Here is a 21351-nt window from a genome sequence, read left to right on the forward strand (position 1 = left end):
AAGGAAAGATTTGTTCAATAGGTTAACACTTCTTTTTTGAATTGTCAAAGTACTTTATGTAAAAATGAAAAAAAGGTGACTATATGTTGTTAAGAAAATCTGGGGCAGAATACGCAAGTGAGGGGCATTTTGTTTAGAAAGAATTCAAAAAAGGAGATACTCGAAAAACCTTTATTTTTTCGTATGTATTTTATACAAGTGCTATACTGTATGAACAATGATAGTAGGGAGGTAACGATATGCAATATTCAAAATCTAAAATGGAAGAGCTAGTAAAATTTAGTCCTGACTTAGCAAAAAGATTGAAGGAAGTAATGAAGGAGCATGACCTAGAAAAAAGCTTTGCTCTTAAAGCTTTGTACCATTCAGAAGTTAAAGACGGCGGGAAATATCAAAGGGATTACCAAGACCTTTAAATCAAAAAAACGAACCACATGATTAATCTCATTTGGTTCGTTTTTTATATCCTTAATTTAGATCCTACTTGTATTGAAATGACTCGGGACATGCTTGATTTAGCTTTAGGCGGATGCGTTCGGCGCGGCGAGCGGTACCCGTGGCTTGCGATCCTCCACTGGAGTCTCCGCCTGCCACTCCAATAGAAGAGAGCCTTTTGGTTTGATAAATAGATACAATGACTGATGATTGTTGGACGAACCAAATAAATTGAACACTGGGTTCATGGAGCTAGAATTTAGATATATTCTTTTTTTCAAAGTTAATATTGGCAAAACCATTTTGGAAGCGTGCGAATGCGCTTTACTTATTCCTCCAATTTCCCTGAAATTTCATTTTTAATCTGATGATGGGCATCAATGAGATTTTGAAGAAAAATATTTTTTTCGTTCATACTCCAGGTTGAACTAAGTTCAATTTCTTTTTTCATTTCTTCATAGATAGACTGCAGAGATATTGATGTACTTGCAACATAATTTGTCATTAATACTTGTTTATATTGTTCAATAAAATTCTCTTTTCTCATTTTCAAAATCCTTTCGCCTTTAACATAAAAAAGCATCCTCTTTTATAAAAAAGAAGATGCTAGTTAGTATGATTTAATGGTCAGTACGCTTGGAAACTCAATAAAATCCACGCTGAAAACAGGAGCCCAATAGCTCCAGTGATTTTATTATGTTTTTCGTACGACAGTATTTTCAAGCTATTGCTTGTACATAGCTGCACTTAACACCCCCTATCCGCGTAGGCTTGTGGTGTGTACTTGAAATAGGCAGGTCTCCTGGCTCATGTTCATCGCTCTTCTTTCCTTCCCGTAGTAACCTTACAGTGGTTTATAAAGAATCGCTCCCATTTACAGTTGCGGGACAGCGTCGGTCTTTCACCGAACTTCCCTTTTAAGTTCTCTTGCTAACAAAAGAACACCTAAATCTACACATTATTTAATTGTTCTTTCACTATAACATAAAGAAAGGTATTCATTATAGCAAATTTGGATAAGCGGCCGATGGTTTCCCTTTTTATAATCAATAGAGAGGTGAGGGAAATGATTAGAATGAAAGATTCGTATCGGCTGTATATTCATATTTGCTTTCTATCGCAATTATTTTTTACTTATATATTTACAGTCAATCTGTTGTATCAAGTAAGCGTTGTTAAGCTGGATCCGTTGCAGCTTGTTTTAGTGGGAACTGTGTTAGAGCTAACCGTATTTCTTTTTGAAATTCCAACAGGCGTCATATCTGACTTAAAAAGTCGGAAGCTGTCCATTATTATTGGTTATTTTTTGATAGGGACGGGTTTTTTATTGGAGGGTTTGTTTCCTTATTTTATAACGGTTTTATTGGCCCAGGTGGCATGGGGGATAGGCTATACCTTTACAAGCGGATCACAGCAAGCTTGGATTGCAGATGAAATAGGAGAAGAGAAGGCCTCTTTAGCATATATGAGGGGAGCTAAGGCTGGAAATTTGGGTCAATTAATTGCTATTCCGTTAAGTATTTTAACCGGTTACTACATGATTAATCTTCCTATTATTATGGGAGGCGTATGTATGATAGGCTTGGCTATTTTTCTTATAATTTTTATGAAAGAGAATCATTTTAAACCAATAAAAATAACTGAAAGAATTAATACATTGGAGACAATGAAAGAGAGTTTAGGGAAAATCATTCATTATTCAAAAGCAAGCTTTATCCTGCGAATGCTATTTCTAATTGCTCTGTTTATAGGTTTTTATAGCGAGGGCTTTGATCGTTTGTGGCTTACCCATCTACTGGAGATGGCTAGAATAACCAGTTTGCCAAATGAACAGCTAGTGTTATTGACTGGTGGTATTCAGCTGGTGATAGTACTCGTGTCATTTGCAATACTTCACTTTCTAAATAAAAGTACAATTTATCAGGATCTGCGAACGATATATATCGGTCTTTTTATTGGTAGCTTCAGTATAGTGGTAGCATTAATCGGCTTTGCAGTTTCGAAGTATTTCATTGGCTTGTTTATTTGCTATGTCTTAATTCAAGTGAGTCGAAAAGTAATGTACCCATTGGAGGATATTTGGTTAAATAAAATCATTCCAGATTCCTCGACTCGAGCAACGTTTTTCTCAGTCAAAGGTCAAGTGGATGCCATTGGACAAATAAGTGGTGGGCCTGTTATTGGATATATTGCCACAACCTTTGCCATTAGGACTGCCATCATTGTAAGTGCCGTAATTTTAAGTCCAGTCCTGTTTTTATATCACATACTTTTAAAGAAAGCTAAGGGTCGGGAATAACAATATAAAGACCAGCAGGTATATAAATTTTAGCTACCATGAACACAAAACTATGTTCATGGTCTTTTTGTATGGAGGAAGCCTGATGGAGTATTGATAACCAGTTCTATTTAGCAAATAGAAAGGAATTCTACATATGCTTGTTTGAGCTGGATCTTCCCCGGCTAAAAGCAACCGCCTAAATCGGAAAATAAACTTGTTCTATATTTATTGTTTCTCCTTAACCGGAAGGTATATCTCCATGTAGATTTTGTCGTACTCCCAATCATGGCAGTGTTCATCATAGTATTCAAAATCATAGCTATCTTCATCTACTTCATAATGAGAGTCTGGTAGCCAGTCCTCTAAAATATATTGCCAAGTTCCCTTGATAGAGGAAACAAATTGCTCTTTTGGAACCATGGGTGTTTTAAATACCGCATATGTAGAAGCTTTGACATGAAACTTAAGAATTCCCTCTGGTATCGTTGTTCCCTCGTCAAAATTTACCGCAAATAAATACGTGAAATGATCTTCTAGCTCAGGTCCACTTAGATTAAAGCAGTACTCACCATGCTTTTTAGGGGACAGGAGATGATATAGAGTGGTCTCAATAGATTCTTCGGAAGATATTCTTTGATCCCAAAAGGCAGGAGCATCTCTTGTATAGGCTATATTCTGTAAGCGTGTTTCAAACGTTTTTCCTGCGACTGTAAAAGAAGGCATAGAAAGAATCTTAGGCTGAAGAACTATTCCTCCTGTTTTCTTTTGTAGAAGACTTTCCAAACATAGCCTTTGTGGTAATGAAATGGGACAGTGCATCTTATATAGGCTTGGGGGACTCCCGAAGCAGCGCTTAAATGATTTAGTAAAGCCGGCATGTGTTTCAAATCCATACTCATATGCTATATCAATAATCCTTTTTCCCTTTACCAAATCTACCAAAGCATATTGTAGCTTCCTTTTTTGTACATAATCCATCGGTGTATAACCAATAGTTTGATGAAAAATACGAGAAAAATGAAAGGGAGAATAACCGATAAGCTTTGATAGGGTATCAGTACTTATATCTTCCTTAATATGATCATCTATATAGTCAATTACCTTTTGTAATAGTAATAGTTGCGTCATGTAAAATACTCTCCATAAAATTTAAATTTTCAAAAAATATAATATATAATAGTCTATAATAAAAGATAGAGATTGACTAGAGGGGGATGGATAGTGGAGGAGCTTATTAGTAAGGTTCAAAAGTTGATTAAACCTTCCAAGGGAACTTGGGGAATTGTATTAGAGGATTTAAATTCAGGAGATAAGTGGGAATACAATGAACAAGAGCTGTTTTACGCAGCGAGTGTGATTAAGGTACCAATAATGGTTGCAGTTTTTCGAGCGGTGGAACGTCTTGAACTATCATTATCTGATTGGATAATACTGGATAAGGATGAGTGTGTGGGGGGCTCTGGAGTTCTTCAGCATTTAACTCCAGGTACTTCACTATCACTATCAGATATCATGCTTCTGATGATTATTCAAAGCGACAATACAGCAACGAATCTTTTAATAGATTTAGTTGGAGTAGAAAATATTCAACAGACGATGAAAGAAGCTGGTATGGAACATAGTACATTTTATAACAAGCTTATGTTGAGTAAGCCAAATCCACATGGCACAAATCGTATTGCTGCAAAAGATGTTGGTATCTTGCTGACTAAAATGGCTCAAGGAGAGATTGTTAGTGAACAAGCAAGCAAGCAGATGATAGAAATCATGAAAAAACAACAGATGAGAGATTGTTTACCAGAGAAGCTTCCTTCTCCATACTCTAACTTTGATAATGGGATGCCTGCTTGGGAATTGGCAAATAAAGGAGGTTGGATACCGGGTACTCGACATGATGTGGGAATATTTTTTGTAGGAGATAGAAAATTAGTTGCAACCGTGCTTTCGGAGAAGGAGGATGACGTTCTCGCCAAAAGGATTCTTTCTCAAATAGGCTATGAAATATATCAGTACTTGTGTAAAGAAGAATAGAGAATAACTATTCCTTCGTGTGTATATTAATATTCTTAAAAGAAAAAGAAACTGTATAAAAGGAAAAAACTTTGACTGATTGATGGTCAAAGTTTTTTATATGTTCATTCGGATAGTTCTTTGGCTAAAGCTCTCCCTGTTTCTCTTCCTGTGAAAAGACAGCCTCCTAAAAAGGTTCCCTCCAAAGAACGATATCCATGCATTCCTCCGCCACCAAAGCCTGTGACCTCACCAGCGGCATAGAGGCCAGGAACAGGGTATCCTTCTGAATTTAGGACACGACCGCTTAAATCTGTTTGGAGACCACCTAATGTTTTTCGGGTTAGAATATTCAAACGAACAGCAATCAAGGGACCATTTTTACTGTCCAATATTTTATGAGGAGCTGCTACACGAATAAGCCTGTCTCCAATGTAATGACGAGATCCTCTTAAGGCAGTGATTTGAAGATCCTTTGTAAACTTATTATCCATCTCCTGGTCACGAGCTATAATCTGCTTTTCTATATTTTCGTAATTTAACAAGCTATTGCCGGTAATTTTATTCATTCCTTCGACGAGTTCTTTTAAATTTGAAGCGACGACAAAGTCTTCTCCCTTATCCATGAAAGCTTTAACTGGAGCAGTCGGGCCAGGTAAAATACGTTTTAGCACTTGTGTGATGCTTTTTTTAGTAAGGTCAGGATTTTGCTCTGAGCCAGATAATGCAAATTCTTTTTCAATTATTTTTTCTGTGAGGATAAACCAAGAGTAATCATATCCAGTATCTTGAATGGCCTTTAATGTACCTAATGTATCGAAGCCAGGGAAGTTTGGCGCGGGAAAGCGATTGCCCTCTGCATCCAACCAAATGGATGAGGGACCAGGCAGGATACGGATTCCGTGTTCCTTCCATATTGGATTCCAATTCTTAATACCTTCAGTGTAGTGCCACATTCGATCCTTATTGACCAAACGACCACCGGCTTTTTCTGCAATTTCCATCATTCGGCCGTCTACATACTCTGGAACACCTGAAATCATGTTAAGAGGAGGGGGTCCAAGGCGTTTCGGCCAATTTTGACGAACTAGGTCATGGTTAGCTCCAATACCTCCACTTGTAACTACCACGGCTTTAGAAAAGAACTCAAACTGATCAATCACTTCTCTTGAACTGGCTTGTCCTCTTTCTACGTTACTTGCCACTAAAATAGATCCGCCTACACCAGTCACTCCATTATTATTAGTAAGTAGACTATCTACTCGATGACGTGGCTTATAAGTAACTAACCCCTCTGACATTGCTTCTCGCACACGTTTTTCAAAAGGAGAGACGATGCCGGGACCAGTGCCCCAAACAATATGGAACCGAGGAACTGAATTGCCATGCCCATCTGCTAAATATCCTCCTCGCTCTGCCCATCCGACTACCGGAAAGAATCGAACCCCTTTTTCATGCAACCAGGCCCTTTTTTCTTCATGGGCAAAACGTACATAAGCCTCTGCCCATTTTTTTGCCCAGTATTCTTCCTCATTATCGCCATCAAACCCTGCCGTTCCTAACCAGTCCTGCCAAGCAAGCTCATAGGAATCCTTAATGCCCATTCTTCTTTGCTCAGGTGAGTCTACAAGAAAGAGCCCTCCAAATGACCACCAGGCTTGTCCGCCTAGAGAGCTTTCTGGTTCTTGGTCTAATAGCAAAACCCGCTTCCCAGCATCGGTTAGTTCGGTCGTGGCAACTAGCCCAGCTAATCCTGCTCCAACCACAATTACATCAAAATTCATTCTCCTATCCCCTTTTTTATAAGTATACAAATAGTTCTGAAAATAATTAACCTAATACTAGTATACTTCCTTATTATGCTAATTAACTATCGGGTTATGATAACAGACTTTGAAAAGTGACCCATGTTATAATGGAAATATTATTGGAGGTAATACGTTGAAAAATTCAAACGAGTATCCGTCATTTATTTATACATTTGCATACAACGATGCAGAACGCTCTCTTTGTCATCTAGAGATGCGCTCTTTTTTTGGATATGATACAGAAAAGAAAATACTGAGAAGTGATATAAGGATAGATCCTAGTCGAAGCCCTTTTATGAAGGGAAGAATCGACATATTAGCAGAGGGAGATACTATAGAAGAAATTATTACTACTGCCCATCTATTTGGTAAAGAGGGGGAGACAAACAAGGTGGTCTTTCTCAAGATAAATGATAGGCAAGGAGACGATAAGATTCAAAACAATGAGCGTCTTCAAATTGAACGAGCTATTGGCTCTGAAATGATGGGGGATTTTGATCTTCATAATCCAGATCAACTGTTTGCTGTTGTTCCCTATGAAAAGCGCTGGTATTTTGGGACATATAAAAAAAGTGAGCCCATCTGGTTTAATCATATAAAAAAACCGAGAGAATATTCTACTGCACTTAGTACGAGAGTAGCGAGAGCTGTAGCTAATATTGCTGTTCCTCATCCAGCTAGTATTCGAGCAATCGATCCTTGCTGTGGTATTGGAACGGTGCTGGTAGAGGCTCGGTCTATGGGAATTGATATTGTAGGAAGAGATATTAACCCGCTAGTTTGTATAGGCTCAAGAGAAAATCTAGAATACTTTGGATTAACAGGCGATGTGAAAAAGAGTGCGATTCAAGATATTGAGGAAACCTATGACGTTGCAATCATCGATTTACCATATAATCTATATACTCATGCTTCATGGGAAGAACAATTGACCATATTAACGCACGCGAAAAGAATTGCTAAGCGGGTAGTGATTGTGACGATTGAATCTATGGACGATCGATTAAAATCAATTGGACTTCATATAAAGGATCGTTGTACTACAACAAAACAACAGTTTGAGCGAGAAATTTTAGTTTGTGAGTGAAAAGTATTAGAAAGGGGAGGAAAGGATGCAAGAGCTCTCTTTAGGTGGACTTTTAGATGTAGTTGGTCAATTATTTTCTGATGAGATATCGATAGCTGTCTCGGATAAAGAAAAGTACATATACTATAGACCAAGCACACGCATAGACTTAAAGATAAAACCAGGTGACCCTATAAAAGAAGGAACCCTCGCATATAAAGCGTTGCATAGTAACCAAAAGGTCTCTGAGTTTATCAATCGAGAAATGTTTGGCGTTCCTTATCATGGAATGGCTGTACCCTTGCAGCATAATGGTGAGGTGGAGGGAACTGTATTAGCCATCTATCCTGCTTTAACTGATGGGAAATCCGTTATCACCATCAAAACGCTAGATGGTTGGATGCCTGTCCCTTTTTCAGATGTTATCTATTTGGAAGCAAGAGATCGAAAGACACATATCGTGACGAAAGATTTTACTGGCACCCATGCAGGTTCTTTACAGGACTTTGAATACAGACTGCCAAGAGAGTCCTTTATTCGCTGCCACCGCTCTTTTATCGTCAATGTTCATCAGATTAAAGAAATATACCCAGATACTCATTCAACCTTTGTATTAGCTATGCATACGGGAGAAAAGGTATCTGTCAGTCAATCATACTCTAGCTATTTTAGGAAATTATTAGGTTTTTAAATTACAAAGCTTGGATAAGGGGATAATCTCTTTTTATTCAAGCTTTTTTTATTTGTTCCTTTTTCTGAGACGGTCAAATATGAATTTTTTAAAATTTTTTCTGTTTTAGTCATTGTTTTTTCTGTTTTATCCGCTTTAAAAGTGTCTTCGACTGTTTTTATCAAATTTGTGACGATACACGATAAAATAATTAGACAAGGCAACGAACGAGGGGGATGTGTCTGTATGTTAAAAAATCTTAATCGTGTAAAAAATTCAAAATTACACGACTTAATAGTAAGCGCAGAAGAAGCTGCTTCCTGGATCCAAGATGGAATGACGTTGGGTTTAAGTGGATTTACACGTGCGGGTGATGCGAAGGCAGTTCCATTAGCATTAGTAGAGAGAGCGAAAAAAGAAACATTTAAAGTGAACATTTTTACGGGGGCCTCTGTAGGTTCTGATATAGATAAGCTTCTATCAGAAGCAGGAATCATCAATAAACGTTTACCATTCCAGGCGGATGCAACTATGAGAAAGCACATTAATGCAGGTGATCATCTATTTGTTGATCAGCACTTGTCTCATACATCCGAATTAATTCGTAATGGAGTTTTACCTACAGTCGACTTCGCTATTGTGGAAGCGGTTTCAATTACTGAGGATGGGATGATTATACCAACTACTTCAGTAGGTAATTCTGCGACCTTCGTTACCCATGCAAATAATATTGTTATTGAAATAAACGTAGCACAACTAGAAGAATTTGAAGGCTTACATGATGTTTACGAACCGGCACCACAAGGAGAGAATAGAAAGCCAATTCCTGTAAGCTCTGTAGGTGAGCGTATTGGAACGATCGGTATTCCTTTTGATGCTTCTAAGGTTAAGGGGATAGTTTTTACTAAGTATACGGACTCTCCGTCTACAATTGTTCCTCCTGATGAGGAAACAAAGGAAATGGCAGACCATCTACTAGCTTTCCTTCGTGAGGAAGTAAAAGCTGGAAGATTAACAGAAAAGCTAGCGCCTATTCAAGCAGGTATAGGCTCAGTAGCAAATGCGGTGTTACATGGAATGATTGATTCGGAGTTTAAGAACCTTGAAGTATACTCAGAAGTATTACAAGACTCTGTTTTTGATTTGATAGATGCGGGTAAGGTAGATTTTGCTTCTGGGTGCTCGATTACTCTATCAGATGAAAAGATGAAACAGGTATTTGACAACTTCGATCAGTATCGTGACAAGCTAGTACTAAGACCACAGGAGATCACGAATCATCCTGAAGTAATTCGTCGTCTTGGTCTAATCTCGATTAATACAGCATTAGAGTTTGATATATATGGAAATGTTAACTCCACTCACGTTTGCGGAACAAAAATGATGAATGGTATTGGTGGTTCTGGAGATTTTGCACGAAACGCCAAGGTAGCTATTTTTGTAACAAAGTCTATTGCTAAAGGCGGTAATGTCTCTAGTATCGTTCCATTTGTTTCACATGTGGATCACACGGAGCATGATGTAGATGTAGTAGTGACAGAACAAGGCTATGCAGACCTACGTGGTTTAGCACCTCGTGAGCGAGCGTCATTAATCATTAATAATTGTGTGCACCCGATGTACAGAGATCAGCTAAGTAGTTATTTTGTGGAGGCGCTTTCTAGAGGCGGACAAACTCCACATATATTGGAGAAGGCATTCTCTTTCCATACAAAGTTTGCAGAAACAGGAACTATGTTAGACAAAGAAGAATCATTAGCATAAGAGAGAACCCGTATCTATTGTTGGATACGGGTTTTAAATTTAAAGACAATGAGTGGTTATTTGTATCCATCCCATAAACATACATGAAAAGCATGAATGATAGATTGCTGATTTCCGCTTTCGCCGAACGCGTTCCGCGGGGTGATCGATAAGCCGGGGTGAGCGATAAGCCATCACCGTCGCTTGTGGGCCGTATGTGGTGTATTATTTGTCTCACTGATCGCGTGCTGGAGTCGCCGCCTGTCGCTCCAATCACGCATATGTAGCACTGGTTAAGGAGTCTGGACATAGAAGAAGGGCAATGGACAGACAAACGTCCTTAGATTATTGAAAAAGAGGGTATTCGTGACTCAAGTCACGGATATCCTCTCAAGATTTCCTTAGTATTGATATTGATAAGTCTTTACTCAAGCATACCGAAACAATAAGAAATGGCTCTTTAGCTTTTCATTAATGAATGTCTTTTTTCTTAAATCTACCGCCTTGAACCTCGGCGATGTTACCTACTGCTAAAAAGGCATGGGAATCTATCTCTTCCACAATAGATTTTAGCTTGGCCTCCTCTAATCGAGTGACAACGGTAAAGATTACCTTCTTACTGTCTCCTGTATAAGCGCCTTCTCCATGTAGATAGGTTACTCCACGGCCGAGACGGTCCATTACAGTGTCTCCAATATCCTCTACCTTTTCACTAATGATGAAGACGGACTTAGATTCATCCAAACCTTGTATAACTATATCAATCGTTTTAAATGCTACAAAGTAGGCTAAAAAAGAATACATAGCTTGCTCCCAATTGAAGACAAATCCTGCTATGGAGAATATCACTAGATTGATAATCATAATAATTTCCCCAACGGAAAAGGGTAGGGACTTATTAAATAAAATAGCTAGTATTTCGGAACCATCCAATGATCCTCCGTTACGTATAACTAATCCTACACCAACACCAAGAACGATGCCTCCAAATACTGTAGATAACAGTAAATCCTTTGTAAAGGGATCGATATGATGCAAATAAGAGGTGCAGAGAGACAGTATAGTAATACCGAAAAGGGTAGAAAGGGCAAAGGTTTTCCCGATTTGTTTGTAGCCTAGGAAAAAGAATGGGATGTTTAATATGAAGATAAAAATTCCTAATCTAACTCCTGTTAAGTGTGAAATGATGATAGAAACTCCTACAACTCCACCATCGAGAATTTGATTGGGGACTAAGAAAAGTTCTAGGCCGACCGCCATCAAGATAGCTCCAATAGCTATCATAATCATTCGTCCAGCAACAACTTTTTTGGGGGTTCTTCTGTGGGGTACTTTTAATTTTGCTAGCTCAATCGCTACTTCACTCAATTTAATCTCCTCTTTTCTAAAAAAATAGCCATTCTTCTATTTTATAAAAAAATTCAAACAATTAAAAGAGTAATGCAATATATTAATAAAATAATCTAAAAAATACTATATAACACTATCGTTATCTAAATAGTTTAAAAATTTATTAAAATCTGTTAATATAACTTTAGGTTAGTTTTAATAGAAGGAAGGGAGTTCAATAAACCTATCTTTTCAGAAAGCTCGTGTGATAAAAAACATATTTTGTAAGCGCATACATAATTATTTTTTTGCATACTATTTAAATGCGCTAATAAAAAAGGGAGGAATATAAGTTGGTTTATGCATTTCCAAATACAGATGGGGCAAAGGTTTCCTTTAAGGACAAGTATGAAAATTATATTAACGGAGAGTGGACGCCACCAGTAAACGGACAGTACTTTGAGAATGTTACCCCGGTGACAGGGAAAGTGTTTACCCAAGTTGCGCGCTCCACTGCGGAAGATATTGAATTGGCATTAGATGCTGCTCATGCTGCTAAGGATGCATGGGGTATGACCTCAGTCACAGAACGCTCGAACATTTTAAACAAAATTGCGAACCGTTTAGAAGAGAACTTAGAGATGCTGGCTGTTGCAGAAACATGGGACAATGGTAAAGCTGTAAGAGAAACGTTAAATGCAGATTTACCCTTAGCTATTGACCATTTCCGATACTTCGCAGGTGTAATAAGAGCACAAGAAGGCAAATTGAGTCAAATTGACAACGATACGGTTGCTTATCATTTCCATGAGCCACTTGGTGTAGTTGGACAAATTATCCCTTGGAACTTTCCAATTCTAATGGCGGTATGGAAGCTTGCTCCTGCATTAGCGGCAGGTAACTGCGTGGTGCTAAAACCAGCAGAGCAAACGCCAGTATCTATAATGGTGCTAATGGAGTTAATTGAGGACTTAATTCCTCCGGGAGTAGTAAATATCGTAAATGGATTTGGCTTGGAGGCAGGTAAACCTTTAGCGTCTAGTCCTAGAATTAGTAAGATTGCTTTTACTGGTGAAACTACTACTGGTCGTTTAATCATGCAGTATGCTTCTCAAAATCTTATTCCAGTAACTTTAGAGCTTGGAGGTAAATCACCAAATATCTTCTTTGAGGACATAATGGATGAAGATGATGCATTTTTAGATAAAGCGATAGAAGGCTTTGTATTGTTTGCCCTTAACCAAGGCGAGGTATGTACATGTCCTTCTAGGGTGCTTATTCAAGAGTCTATTTACGATAAATTTATGGAGAGGGTACTAGCCCGAGTGGAATCTATTAATATAGGGAATCCTCTTGATCCGAATGTAATGATGGGAGCCCAGGCTTCTACTGAACAAATGGAAAAAATCCTTTCCTATTTAGATATTGGAAAACAAGAGGGTGCAGAATGCTTAATCGGTGGAGAACGTAATACATTAGAGGGTGATTTGGCAGAAGGGTATTACATCAAGCCAACTGTCTTCAAAGGTCATAACAAAATGCGTATATTCCAGGAAGAGATTTTTGGACCAGTGGTATCCGTTACCACTTTTAAAACGAAAGAAGAGGCATTGGAAATAGCAAATGACACCTTATATGGCTTAGGTTCTGGAATATGGACACGCAATATGAATATTGCGTATCGCTTTGGACGTGCCATTCAAGCAGGGCGCGTATGGACAAATTGCTATCATCAGTATCCTGCCCATGCGGCTTTCGGTGGCTATAAAATGTCTGGAATAGGACGAGAAAACCACTTGATGATGCTCAGTCATTATCAACAAACAAAAAATCTATTAGTGAGCTATAGTGAAAACAAATTAGGGTTCTTTTAAGCAAAAATAAGAGAGGGTGCGTGTATATCGTTGAACGAGTTATCGCAACAGCTACTGCACTAGAGCTAATTGAATTATTGAAAAGTAAGCACGGTCCATTGATGTTTCATCAATCAGGAGGATGTTGTGATGGTTCCTCTCCTATGTGTTATCCAAATGGAGAGCTAATTGTAGGAGATCAGGACACACTCCTTGGATATATCGGCGATGTGCCGTTTTATATGCATAAAAATCAGTTTGACTACTGGCAGCACACACAACTCATCATAGATGTGGTAGAAGGAAGAGGAGGAATGTTTTCACTCGAAGGGGTGGAGGGCAAACGTTTCTTAACAAGGTCTAGGGCATTTACCTCTGAAGAAAACAGCCAGCTTAGTAGTAGAAAATAATAATAGTAAGCACAGAAATGGATATCCCTCTTTCTGTGCTTATTTTATTTGATTTACTAAATAGGAGAGCTCGATCTTACTCTCTCCATTTTATTTGTGTTAAGACGCTTAAGCTATCTTTTCAATGCTATAGTTTGCTTTGTTTCATTCCTAAAATAAATTAAGCTATACTAAAATTACAACACACAAAGAAAGAAGGAAATCAGATGGTGAAAGAACTGTTACGAGCACATGCTTCCGTAAGAAAATATAAGGACTACCAGCTATCAAGAGAAGAAGTTGCAGAGCTTATAGAAACAGCACAGCATGCAGCAAGCTCTCACTTTGTGCAAGCCTATAGTGTTATATGGGTCTCGGATGAGGGGAAAAGAGAAGAGCTAGGTAGACTATCCAAAAATCCTACACAATTTAGCACTGCGGGAGCAGCTCTATTAATGTGTGCAGACTTTAATCGATTGCAAGCAGCAGGGGAAATACAAGAGAAGAAAATAACAATCGATACTACTGAAAACGTGTTAGTAGGAGCGGTAGACGTTGCATTGTTCGCTCAAAATCTTGTTATTGCAGCTGAAGACAAGGGCTATGGGATTTGTTATATTGGTGGGGTTAGAAATGCCCCTGATGAAATAAGCACTATGTTTAATCTGCCAGAGGGAGTATTCCCACTTTTTGCAATCACCTTAGGGGTACCAGATCAACATAACGAGGTAAAGCCAAGATTACCAGTAGAGGCTATTTTACATGAAAATGATTATGATTCTGATAAGTACGCTGAACTTTTAAAAGTATACGATGAAACGATGAAGGAATATTACTTGAGCCGTGGGTCAAATCAAAAAGTATCTACTTGGACAAGTCAAATGGCAGATTTCTTAGAAAGCCCTCGGAGACCTCATATGAAGAAATTTTTAGCGAGCAAAGGATTTAACTTAAAATGAGTATTAAAAGAAGAGGATCTCGAAATTAGTCGAGATCCTCTTTCATTGCTTTTTATTTTGTAAAAAAGTTTTCCGTGTAGTAGGGAGTAGCTGTATCATTAAATGCAGTACCTACTCCTAGGTTCCTATAGTTCGGGCTTAAAATATTTTTGCGATGACCAAGTGAGTTCATTAGTCCCTCATGTGCAAAGATGCTGCTGCTTTGTCCATATGCTAAATTCTCACCAGCATAGGTAAAGCTAAGACCATCCTGCTCCATTCGTTCAAAGGGGGTCAGACCCTGTAAGTTATCATGACTAAAATAATTATGAATAGCCATATCTTCACTATGCTTTCGTGCCGTATCACTTACTGGTTCATCGTATGTAAGGATAGGTAAACCTCGAATGGCACGTGCTGCATTTGTTAAATCGAAAAGCTGATATTCAAATCCTTTTTTGAGTTCCTCAGAAGGTTCGCCAAAGGTTGCTTTATGGTTTTTTTCTACAGATTCTTCTACAATTTGAATCGCTGTAATCGTACTGCTCTCATGTATATCATAAAAAAATGTAATATAGCTGTTATTTATCAAAAACAAATCATACTCACCAGAGTCTGGCAGGAGGTAGACAATGTTACCTTTTTTCAAACGTTTAATAGGCTCACCTAAAGCTGCAACAACTTGATCTCTGTTGCTATCCATAGTCAATCCTAAAAACATAGAGTTAGAAGGTTGATTGGTGAACATGGCATTTACTTTATTTTGTGAGTCATAAGAGATCATCATAAAGTTTTGGTAGTTTTCATGATGAGTATGCCAAACTAAGCCATATTCGTTTAAGCTAACTCTTTGAGCCTTACCGTATATCGTTTCAATCTCACTTTTTTTCATACCCATCTTAATCTTATCTAGCTCAATGCCTGTATCAGAAAGAGGGATGTTTGTTTCAGTTGGTGATGATGTAGGATTAGATTTCATCTCTTGCCAGTATGCCTTTGCCTCATTAAGATACTGACCAACCTCCATAGAATCTATCCATTCATCTACAGGCTGAAGAAAAGAGAGATCAACATATTCAGTTGTATATTCTTCCCACAACGGTCTTGAGAAGAAAATGGCTACTAACAAAAGAAGAAACCAGCCTACTTTTCTCACGCGTTTCACACTCCAACTTATTTCTTAATTTCTCCACATACGATTCTTTTGCCAGAATTCCCTGCAGGGTCGGTTTTATAATCATCAGCACTTTCATGAATAACAATAGCACTACCATCAGCGTCTAACAAAGAATTACTTTTCCCTTGCGTTAATACTACTGCAGGTGAGATTGTTTCTAATTCTATAGTTCCATCCTTATCTACCTCAATATTTGGTAAATCCCCTGCATGGTATCCTTTTGGATTTTGAAAACCATGTTCTTTTTCAGTGGGGTTAAAATGGCTTCCCGCTGATTCAAATGTTGGTTTCTCACAACTGGCTGTCTCATGAAAATGGATGGCCTTTACTCCAGGAGTAAGCCCCTCTGCTTTTAACAAGATATGGGTACCCTTGGAGGTTTCTGAAAGGGTGGCAGTTCCTACTTGTTTACCTTCTGTATTAATCAATGAAACATCAACCTTTTCACTTAAGTTGGCATCAACTGAAGAAAAGCTACATCCAGCTAATAAAACACTAGTTAGTACTATAGTGCCTACAATATGTTTATACACTTATGCCCCTCCTAATTTTATAATTATAATTCCACATAAGTCTTACCAAATATAGGGTTTATATACATCTATTTAAATTAAAAGCACAATGCAGTTGTTTATTCTGCATTGTGCTTTGTATTTAGAATATTAGATTCGATTATTAGTATAGTTATATAGTAAAGGAATGCATGTCCAAATGAAGTAAAACAATTTTATTTATAAAGGTTAGCTCTCAATTGTTTCATTCGCATTAAGAATACAATCAATGTCAAAATAACAATACCGCTAGATAATAGATAGAGACCTTGGTAACCCAGCTTAGATGCGACAATGCCGAGAACAAAAGACCCTATAGCGATGCCTGTATCAAACAATGTAAAGAAGGTAGCAGTTGCATATCCGCTCCGTTCATGAGTAGTAGATTGAATAGCTAGCGTTTGGAAGCTAGGCACAACTGCTCCGTATCCTAGACCAATAAAAGCACCAGATAATAAAAATGTAAAAGGGCTATCCATATATGCCAATAAAATTAGTCCAAACATAAAGGATATTAATCCAGGTATTATTATGTATCTAGGCCCTTTTTCGTCAAAAATTCTTCCGGTGAACGGTCGAGTAACAAGCATCACGATAGCAAATACGGCAAAGAAGCTACTTGTTAGATGCAGTACACCTTTTTGCTGTGAGTAAATAGATAAATAAGAAAGAATACTTGCATATGAAAAAGCAATCAAGCTACCGATTAATGCTATTGGTAAAGATCTTTTCTCAAATAAATCATTTAGTGTCATTCTTGTTTTTACAGGTGGTACTGCTGGCTGTTTTTCTGCTGGAATAGATAATGCTGATAAAGCACCAATCAGTAGAAGTACACTCATAGCAATAAAGAATATATCATAGGAGAAATATTGTACAATCGTTAGTGCTATGAAAGGGCCAACTACTACCGCTAAGTTAGTAGACATAGTAAAGTACCCTAAACCTGCACCGCGTCTAGATGGTGGAATATTATCTGCTGCCAGAGAGCCACTTGCAGTTGTGGCGATACTAAACCAGATACCTTGTACAAATCGTAAAGCAAGTAAGATAGTAAAGGGCTCTATGAAGTAATACAACACTGTACATATCAAGTATAAAATTAAGCTAATCCAGAGCATTTTTCTCTTGCCAGCTATATCTAAAAGCTTACCGGTAAATGGACGCATAATGATTGCAGATAATAAAAAGATGGTCATTAGTAAGCCAGCCTCTTCATCCGAACGCTCTAATACATCTGTAGCGTAAAGAGGAAGGACGGTTACTAAGCCATAGAAAATGATAAATATGGAGAGGTTTGTACTGAACAAACTGATAAAAGGTTTGGTCCATATTGGTTCCTTGTTACTCAAAAAACATTACTCCTTGTTAATTTTTTTTAGCAATCCCATAAAAAGCTCTTGCTCTTCTTTAGAAAGGGCAGAAAGCATTTCGTTTTCAAAAGCATTCATGGAGCTTTCGATATTAGGGAATTCCTGTAGAGCTTTAGTTGAGAGCCTAACTATTTTTTCGCGACGATCTTTTCCAGTCTTTATGTCTAACCAGCCTAAAGTGGCTAATCGATTGACTGTGCGGGTAATAGTAGGTGCTTCTACATTTAAATACTTCCAAATTTGAGTCAATGTCATCTCAGTATGTTTATAAACACAGTTTAAGACCGACCATTGGGAGGAATAAAGACTATAATCCTTTAGCGTTTTGTTACTTTCATAGGATAAAAAACGAGTCTTTTGAAAAAGCTCATGAATAAGTGGATTTGTCATCTTAATGACTCCTTATCTGGAAATATATTTAACTAGCTAAGTTTCTATTTTAATTCGTAGGACAAAATTTGTAAAGTGAATTAGAAGAAAATGACATTATTTTAACCTATACACTTAATAGCATTAGAAAAAGCCGAGAAAACTCGGCTTCTTTTAAAAACATTGAAAGGATGTAATTCTTCCAAGATCAGTTCCGTAGAAGGTCCAGCGAAAACCGTTCCAGCGGAAACCAGATACAGAGTTTCTTCCCACATACGTTGGGAAAATCCAAAAGCTTCTACCGTTGTTCAACCAAATATACGTGTTGCGAAATAGGCAGCTTCTTATAGCACCAGGGTCAACTGCAAAAACGCCTACATCCTGTCTTTGTTGGGGAACAAACGAGGGAGGAGGGCTAGTTGGAGCACCTCCTTGAGTATTTTGCCCAGGAGGTCTACCGGGGCTCCCTTGACCGCCAGGAGGTCTATTAGGGAAACCTGGCATCCCAGGCATCCCAGGTATCCCAGGGAAGCCTGGAATGCCCTGCCCGCCAGGTGGTCCTCCGGGTCCTCCCGGAAATCCACCTGGAAAATTAAATTGATTTGTCAAATTAAAGCCCTCCTTCTACTTAGTCAAATTAGTATATGTAGGAAGGAGTTAATTGGCACGGTATTACCTAACATGGGTTAAAGCGTTGTTTAAAAGGTCGGCACTAGAAAGTAATGCCTCTCCACCTCCCTGAGCAATCATTTCGTTGCCACCACCTTTGCCGTTTATAGGAAGTATTATTTGCTGAATCCATAATTTCATATTTTCTTCTCTGTTTTTCCCCTTGGCCACCACAACTTGAAGCTTTTCATCATTATGTGATACAAAAATACACAATGTGTTAGGTGACTCCTCCACGAGGAAGCGAGCTAGCTTTTGAAGATCCTGGATAGTTCTATTTTCAAAGGTGACACCTATAACTTCATTATTAGACTCATTTAATAAATCTTTCGCTTCATATTGAAGGATTTTGTTGTTTAATTCAGTTATTTGTTTTTCTAGTGATTTATTTGTGAATAGGATGCTATTTGCTGCGTCCTCCAGTTTTTCCTCAGGTGTGCTAAGAGTGCTAATCAGATTGAGCAGGATGGAATGCTTACGATGAAACTGAGTTATAACCCTTTGTCCACAAACAAATTCTACACGAACTTGGCGCTTTTGTTTCTCAGTTTGTAGAATTTTGATCGAGCTCACTTGTCCGGTAGTAGAGGGATGGATCCCCCCGCAAGCATTGTAATCATAATCAGGGATAATGACTAATCGAATATCTTCCTTTACACTTGTCGCCTTACGTAAATTATATTGAGCTAGCTCCTCCTCCGTAACCCACTTTGTCTCAATAGGACGGTTTTCTAGGATAATTTGATTGGCTAAATCCTCTACTTCTTGTAATTGCTCAGCAGAAATCTCGGGTACATCTAAATCTATAGTGACACTTTCTTTGCCTAGGTGGAAGCTTACTGTTTGCAGCTGGAAAAGCTCGGCGAACGCTGCAGATAATATGTGTTGACCAGCATGCTGCTGCATATGGTCGAAACGTCTTGACCATTCAATCTTTCCTTCAATTTTTGTAATATCCGGATCTAGCGGTTCGGCAAGAAAATGTCTGATTTCATCATTTACCACTTCTACATTGATCACTGAAATACCGTTTAATCTACCTAAATCACATGGCTGCCCACCACCTGTAGGATAGAAAGCTGTTTCTGAAATAACCACATATTCCGGTTCTTGTTTTACGATATTGGCAGTAAAGGTAGTTAGATAAGGATCTTCGTAATATAATTTTTTAGTCATTTCATTAGCTCCCTTGTTTTATGAGGATAGTTCTTCCTCTAATACTGTATATATCCCGCTTCTTTTAAAATCCTTCATTTTTCATATTCAAATGGTTAATTTATGTATTTTAAAGAGAACGGGCAAAAATATCAATAGTAATTTTAAAAATCCTTCCCTATACTAAAATTAACGAAATATTAAATAAAAGAGGTATGCAAAAATGAATATAGCATCAAGAGAATATTGGAACTTTTTTTGGAAAGACAATGAGGAAGAGCCAGAAGTATCTGCTTGGCAATTTGGAGATGATGCTGATACATTAGCAAGACTTGTAGTAGACAAAGTGAAATCTGCTACCTGTTCGGCACATATACTATATGAGATTGAAAAGGAGCCACTTCCAAAGGTCGGTGATTATAGTATTATCTTAAATGCAAGGGATGAACCGGTGTGTATTATAAGAACTTCTGATGTCAGTATTGAACCGATGAATAAGGTTTCAAAGGAGTTTGCCTACGCAGAGGGTGAAGGTGACAGAAGTTATGATTATTGGAAAAAAACGCACATAAATTTTTTTACTGATGAATTAAACAAAATAGGCTTAAAGTTTGAAGAAGATCTATTGTTAGTTTGTGAGCGCTTTGAATTAGTAGACGTTAAATAAGAGGGGTGCGAGGATGTTTAAAATAGTAACAATGTATACAAACAGGTTACAGGAACTGCGCGGCTTTTACGAAAATGTATTAGAGTTCCAAATTACCGAAGCAGGAGACCATTATTTTCAAATGGATATTGGTGAGTCTAAGCTTGTTTTTAAAGAATCAGAACACGCTTCGCTATATCATTTTGCCATTAACATTCCAGGCAACCAATACACACTTGCTAAGCTATGGGCAAAAGAAAGAGTATTGCTAAATAGAGAGGATGGGTTGGAAGACATTTATTATGCTCGGTTTGATGCAGACGCATTTTACTTTGAGGACCCGGCAGGGAATGTGATTGAGTTTATAGCTAGAAGACATGTGGATAAATGGAGTGATTTCACCATTGAATCTTTACTAAATGTAAGTGAAGTAAGTATAACGACACCTTTTGTAAAAGAGGTCGGCGAACAGCTTCAAGCGTTAGGTATTTCTGTATCCGGCCATGTCAGCATTGAGCCGGAGGAACTGAATTTCTTAGGCAGAAAGGATACATTTATATTATTAGTTCCCCCAAAGCGCAGATGGTATTTCTCTAAAAGAATGAGCGTTACATCCCCAATAAGCATCCAGCTAACTAATGGCAAAAGCATTACTGTCCTAGAAACTGGAGAATTATCGGAGGAATAATATAAGCGACTGATAACACTTCTGTGTGTTACAGTCGCTTTTTCTTAATATATTCAAGGGTCGTTTTAGAGGAAAATAGATTTAATATTTCTTCATCAAAAGATCTATGAGTTCTTTATTTAGACCCTGCAATTACTCCTCTTTATATTCTATTGTCACAAATAAAACATTTAAAATTCTAAAGCATTCTAAAAATTCTGC

21 protein-coding genes and 1 riboswitch are annotated in these 21351 nt (G+C 37.9%); of the genes, 11 read left to right on the plus strand and 10 right to left on the minus strand.

What is annotated here, in order from left to right; all coding sequences use genetic code 11:
• Window positions 1-239 precede the first annotated feature (239 nt).
• On the plus strand, window positions 240-416 hold the full coding sequence (locus H9650_RS12570) for a hypothetical protein (protein ID WP_169361273.1): 177 nt from the start codon (window positions 240-242) through the stop codon (window positions 414-416).
• Between the two features lie 347 nt (window positions 417-763).
• Here the strand turns inward: H9650_RS12570 and H9650_RS12575 are convergent, their stop codons facing one another.
• Window positions 764-982, minus strand: coding sequence for a hypothetical protein (locus tag H9650_RS12575; protein WP_191697364.1), 219 nt, complete (start codon window positions 980-982; stop codon window positions 764-766).
• A gap of 228 nt (window positions 983-1210) precedes the next feature.
• Window positions 1211-1399: riboswitch (cobalamin riboswitch) on the minus strand.
• Between the two features lie 102 nt (window positions 1400-1501).
• Between H9650_RS12575 and H9650_RS12580 the strand changes: the two genes are divergently transcribed.
• Complete coding sequence (locus H9650_RS12580; protein ID WP_186318230.1) at window positions 1502-2734, plus strand: MFS transporter; 1233 nt, start codon at window positions 1502-1504, stop codon at window positions 2732-2734.
• Between the two features lie 207 nt (window positions 2735-2941).
• Here H9650_RS12580 and H9650_RS12585 read toward each other — a convergent pair whose 3' ends face one another.
• Window positions 2942-3844: an AraC family transcriptional regulator gene (locus tag H9650_RS12585; RefSeq protein ID WP_191697365.1), complete on the minus strand. Its 903-nt coding sequence runs from the start codon at window positions 3842-3844 to the stop codon at window positions 2942-2944.
• Window positions 3845-3937: 93 nt separating this feature from the next.
• Here H9650_RS12585 and H9650_RS12590 point away from each other — a divergent pair, with 93 nt between their 5' ends.
• Entirely contained in the window at window positions 3938-4747 is an 810-nt protein-coding gene (locus H9650_RS12590) for a serine hydrolase (protein WP_191697366.1), read from the plus strand.
• A gap of 104 nt (window positions 4748-4851) precedes the next feature.
• On the opposite strand, the gene H9650_RS12595 is transcribed toward H9650_RS12590, so the two are convergent.
• A complete protein-coding gene (locus tag H9650_RS12595; protein ID WP_191697367.1) occupies window positions 4852-6510 on the minus strand; it encodes an FAD-binding dehydrogenase in 1659 nt (552 codons plus the stop codon).
• 157 nt (window positions 6511-6667) lie between these two features.
• Here H9650_RS12595 and H9650_RS12600 point away from each other — a divergent pair, with 157 nt between their 5' ends.
• The 3 genes from H9650_RS12600 (at window position 6668) to H9650_RS12610 (ending at window position 10034) form a co-directional block, all read left to right on the plus strand.
• A complete protein-coding gene (locus tag H9650_RS12600; RefSeq protein WP_144540102.1) occupies window positions 6668-7621 on the plus strand; it encodes a TRM11 family SAM-dependent methyltransferase in 954 nt (317 codons plus the stop codon).
• Window positions 7622-7646: 25 nt separating this feature from the next.
• Window positions 7647-8291 carry a LytTR family DNA-binding domain-containing protein gene (locus H9650_RS12605; RefSeq protein ID WP_144540100.1) on the plus strand — a complete coding sequence of 215 codons (645 nt, stop codon included), beginning with the start codon at window positions 7647-7649 and terminating at the stop codon, window positions 8289-8291.
• Window positions 8292-8516: 225 nt separating this feature from the next.
• Complete coding sequence (locus tag H9650_RS12610) at window positions 8517-10034, plus strand: acetyl-CoA hydrolase/transferase family protein (protein ID WP_191697368.1); 1518 nt, start codon at window positions 8517-8519, stop codon at window positions 10032-10034.
• 450 nt (window positions 10035-10484) lie between these two features.
• Here the strand turns inward: H9650_RS12610 and H9650_RS12615 are convergent, their stop codons facing one another.
• The gene (locus H9650_RS12615; protein WP_144540312.1) at window positions 10485-11303 is read right to left on the minus strand and encodes a YitT family protein; all 819 of its coding nucleotides are present in this window, start codon (window positions 11301-11303) and stop codon (window positions 10485-10487) included.
• Window positions 11304-11695: 392 nt separating this feature from the next.
• On the opposite strand from H9650_RS12615, the gene adh reads away from it, so the two are divergent.
• From adh to nfsA, 3 genes are all read left to right on the plus strand, one after another.
• Window positions 11696-13216: an aldehyde dehydrogenase gene (adh, locus tag H9650_RS12620; RefSeq protein WP_144540096.1), complete on the plus strand. Its 1521-nt coding sequence runs from the start codon at window positions 11696-11698 to the stop codon at window positions 13214-13216.
• Window positions 13217-13242: 26 nt separating this feature from the next.
• Window positions 13243-13605, plus strand: a complete 363-nt coding sequence (locus H9650_RS12625) for a DUF779 domain-containing protein (RefSeq protein ID WP_144540310.1) — start codon at window positions 13243-13245, stop codon at window positions 13603-13605.
• Between the two features lie 206 nt (window positions 13606-13811).
• Window positions 13812-14543 (plus strand): oxygen-insensitive NADPH nitroreductase, encoded by a 732-nt coding sequence (gene nfsA, locus H9650_RS12630; RefSeq protein ID WP_154312042.1) that lies wholly within the window; start codon window positions 13812-13814, stop codon window positions 14541-14543.
• A 52-nt stretch (window positions 14544-14595) separates the two neighbouring features.
• Here nfsA and H9650_RS12635 read toward each other — a convergent pair whose 3' ends face one another.
• The 6 genes from H9650_RS12635 to H9650_RS12660 all read right to left on the minus strand — a co-directional run bounded on the left by H9650_RS12635 (window position 14596) and on the right by H9650_RS12660 (window position 19837).
• Entirely contained in the window at window positions 14596-15678 is a 1083-nt protein-coding gene (locus tag H9650_RS12635; protein WP_154312043.1) for a CAP domain-containing protein, read from the minus strand.
• 17 nt (window positions 15679-15695) lie between these two features.
• Window positions 15696-16232, minus strand: coding sequence for a superoxide dismutase family protein (locus H9650_RS12640; protein ID WP_144540090.1), 537 nt, complete (start codon window positions 16230-16232; stop codon window positions 15696-15698).
• A 194-nt stretch (window positions 16233-16426) separates the two neighbouring features.
• Entirely contained in the window at window positions 16427-17602 is a 1176-nt protein-coding gene (locus H9650_RS12645) for an MFS transporter (RefSeq protein ID WP_191697369.1), read from the minus strand.
• 6 nt (window positions 17603-17608) lie between these two features.
• Window positions 17609-18013, minus strand: a complete 405-nt coding sequence (locus H9650_RS12650; protein WP_144540086.1) for a MarR family winged helix-turn-helix transcriptional regulator — start codon at window positions 18011-18013, stop codon at window positions 17609-17611.
• A 153-nt stretch (window positions 18014-18166) separates the two neighbouring features.
• Window positions 18167-18601, minus strand: coding sequence for a hypothetical protein (locus tag H9650_RS12655; protein ID WP_191697370.1), 435 nt, complete (start codon window positions 18599-18601; stop codon window positions 18167-18169).
• 63 nt (window positions 18602-18664) lie between these two features.
• Complete coding sequence (locus tag H9650_RS12660; RefSeq protein WP_154312046.1) at window positions 18665-19837, minus strand: alanyl-tRNA editing protein; 1173 nt, start codon at window positions 19835-19837, stop codon at window positions 18665-18667.
• A 202-nt stretch (window positions 19838-20039) separates the two neighbouring features.
• Here H9650_RS12660 and H9650_RS12665 point away from each other — a divergent pair, with 202 nt between their 5' ends.
• Together H9650_RS12665 and H9650_RS12670 are read left to right on the plus strand one after the other, a co-directional pair.
• The gene (locus H9650_RS12665) at window positions 20040-20483 is read left to right on the plus strand and encodes an ASCH domain-containing protein (RefSeq protein WP_151111996.1); all 444 of its coding nucleotides are present in this window, start codon (window positions 20040-20042) and stop codon (window positions 20481-20483) included.
• A 13-nt stretch (window positions 20484-20496) separates the two neighbouring features.
• Window positions 20497-21150, plus strand: a complete 654-nt coding sequence (locus H9650_RS12670; protein ID WP_151111998.1) for a glyoxalase — start codon at window positions 20497-20499, stop codon at window positions 21148-21150.
• The last annotated feature ends 201 nt before the right edge of the window (window positions 21151-21351 follow it).

This window comes from Psychrobacillus faecigallinarum (assembly GCF_014836595.1).
Lineage (GTDB): Bacteria > Bacillota > Bacilli > Bacillales_A > Planococcaceae > Psychrobacillus > Psychrobacillus faecigallinarum.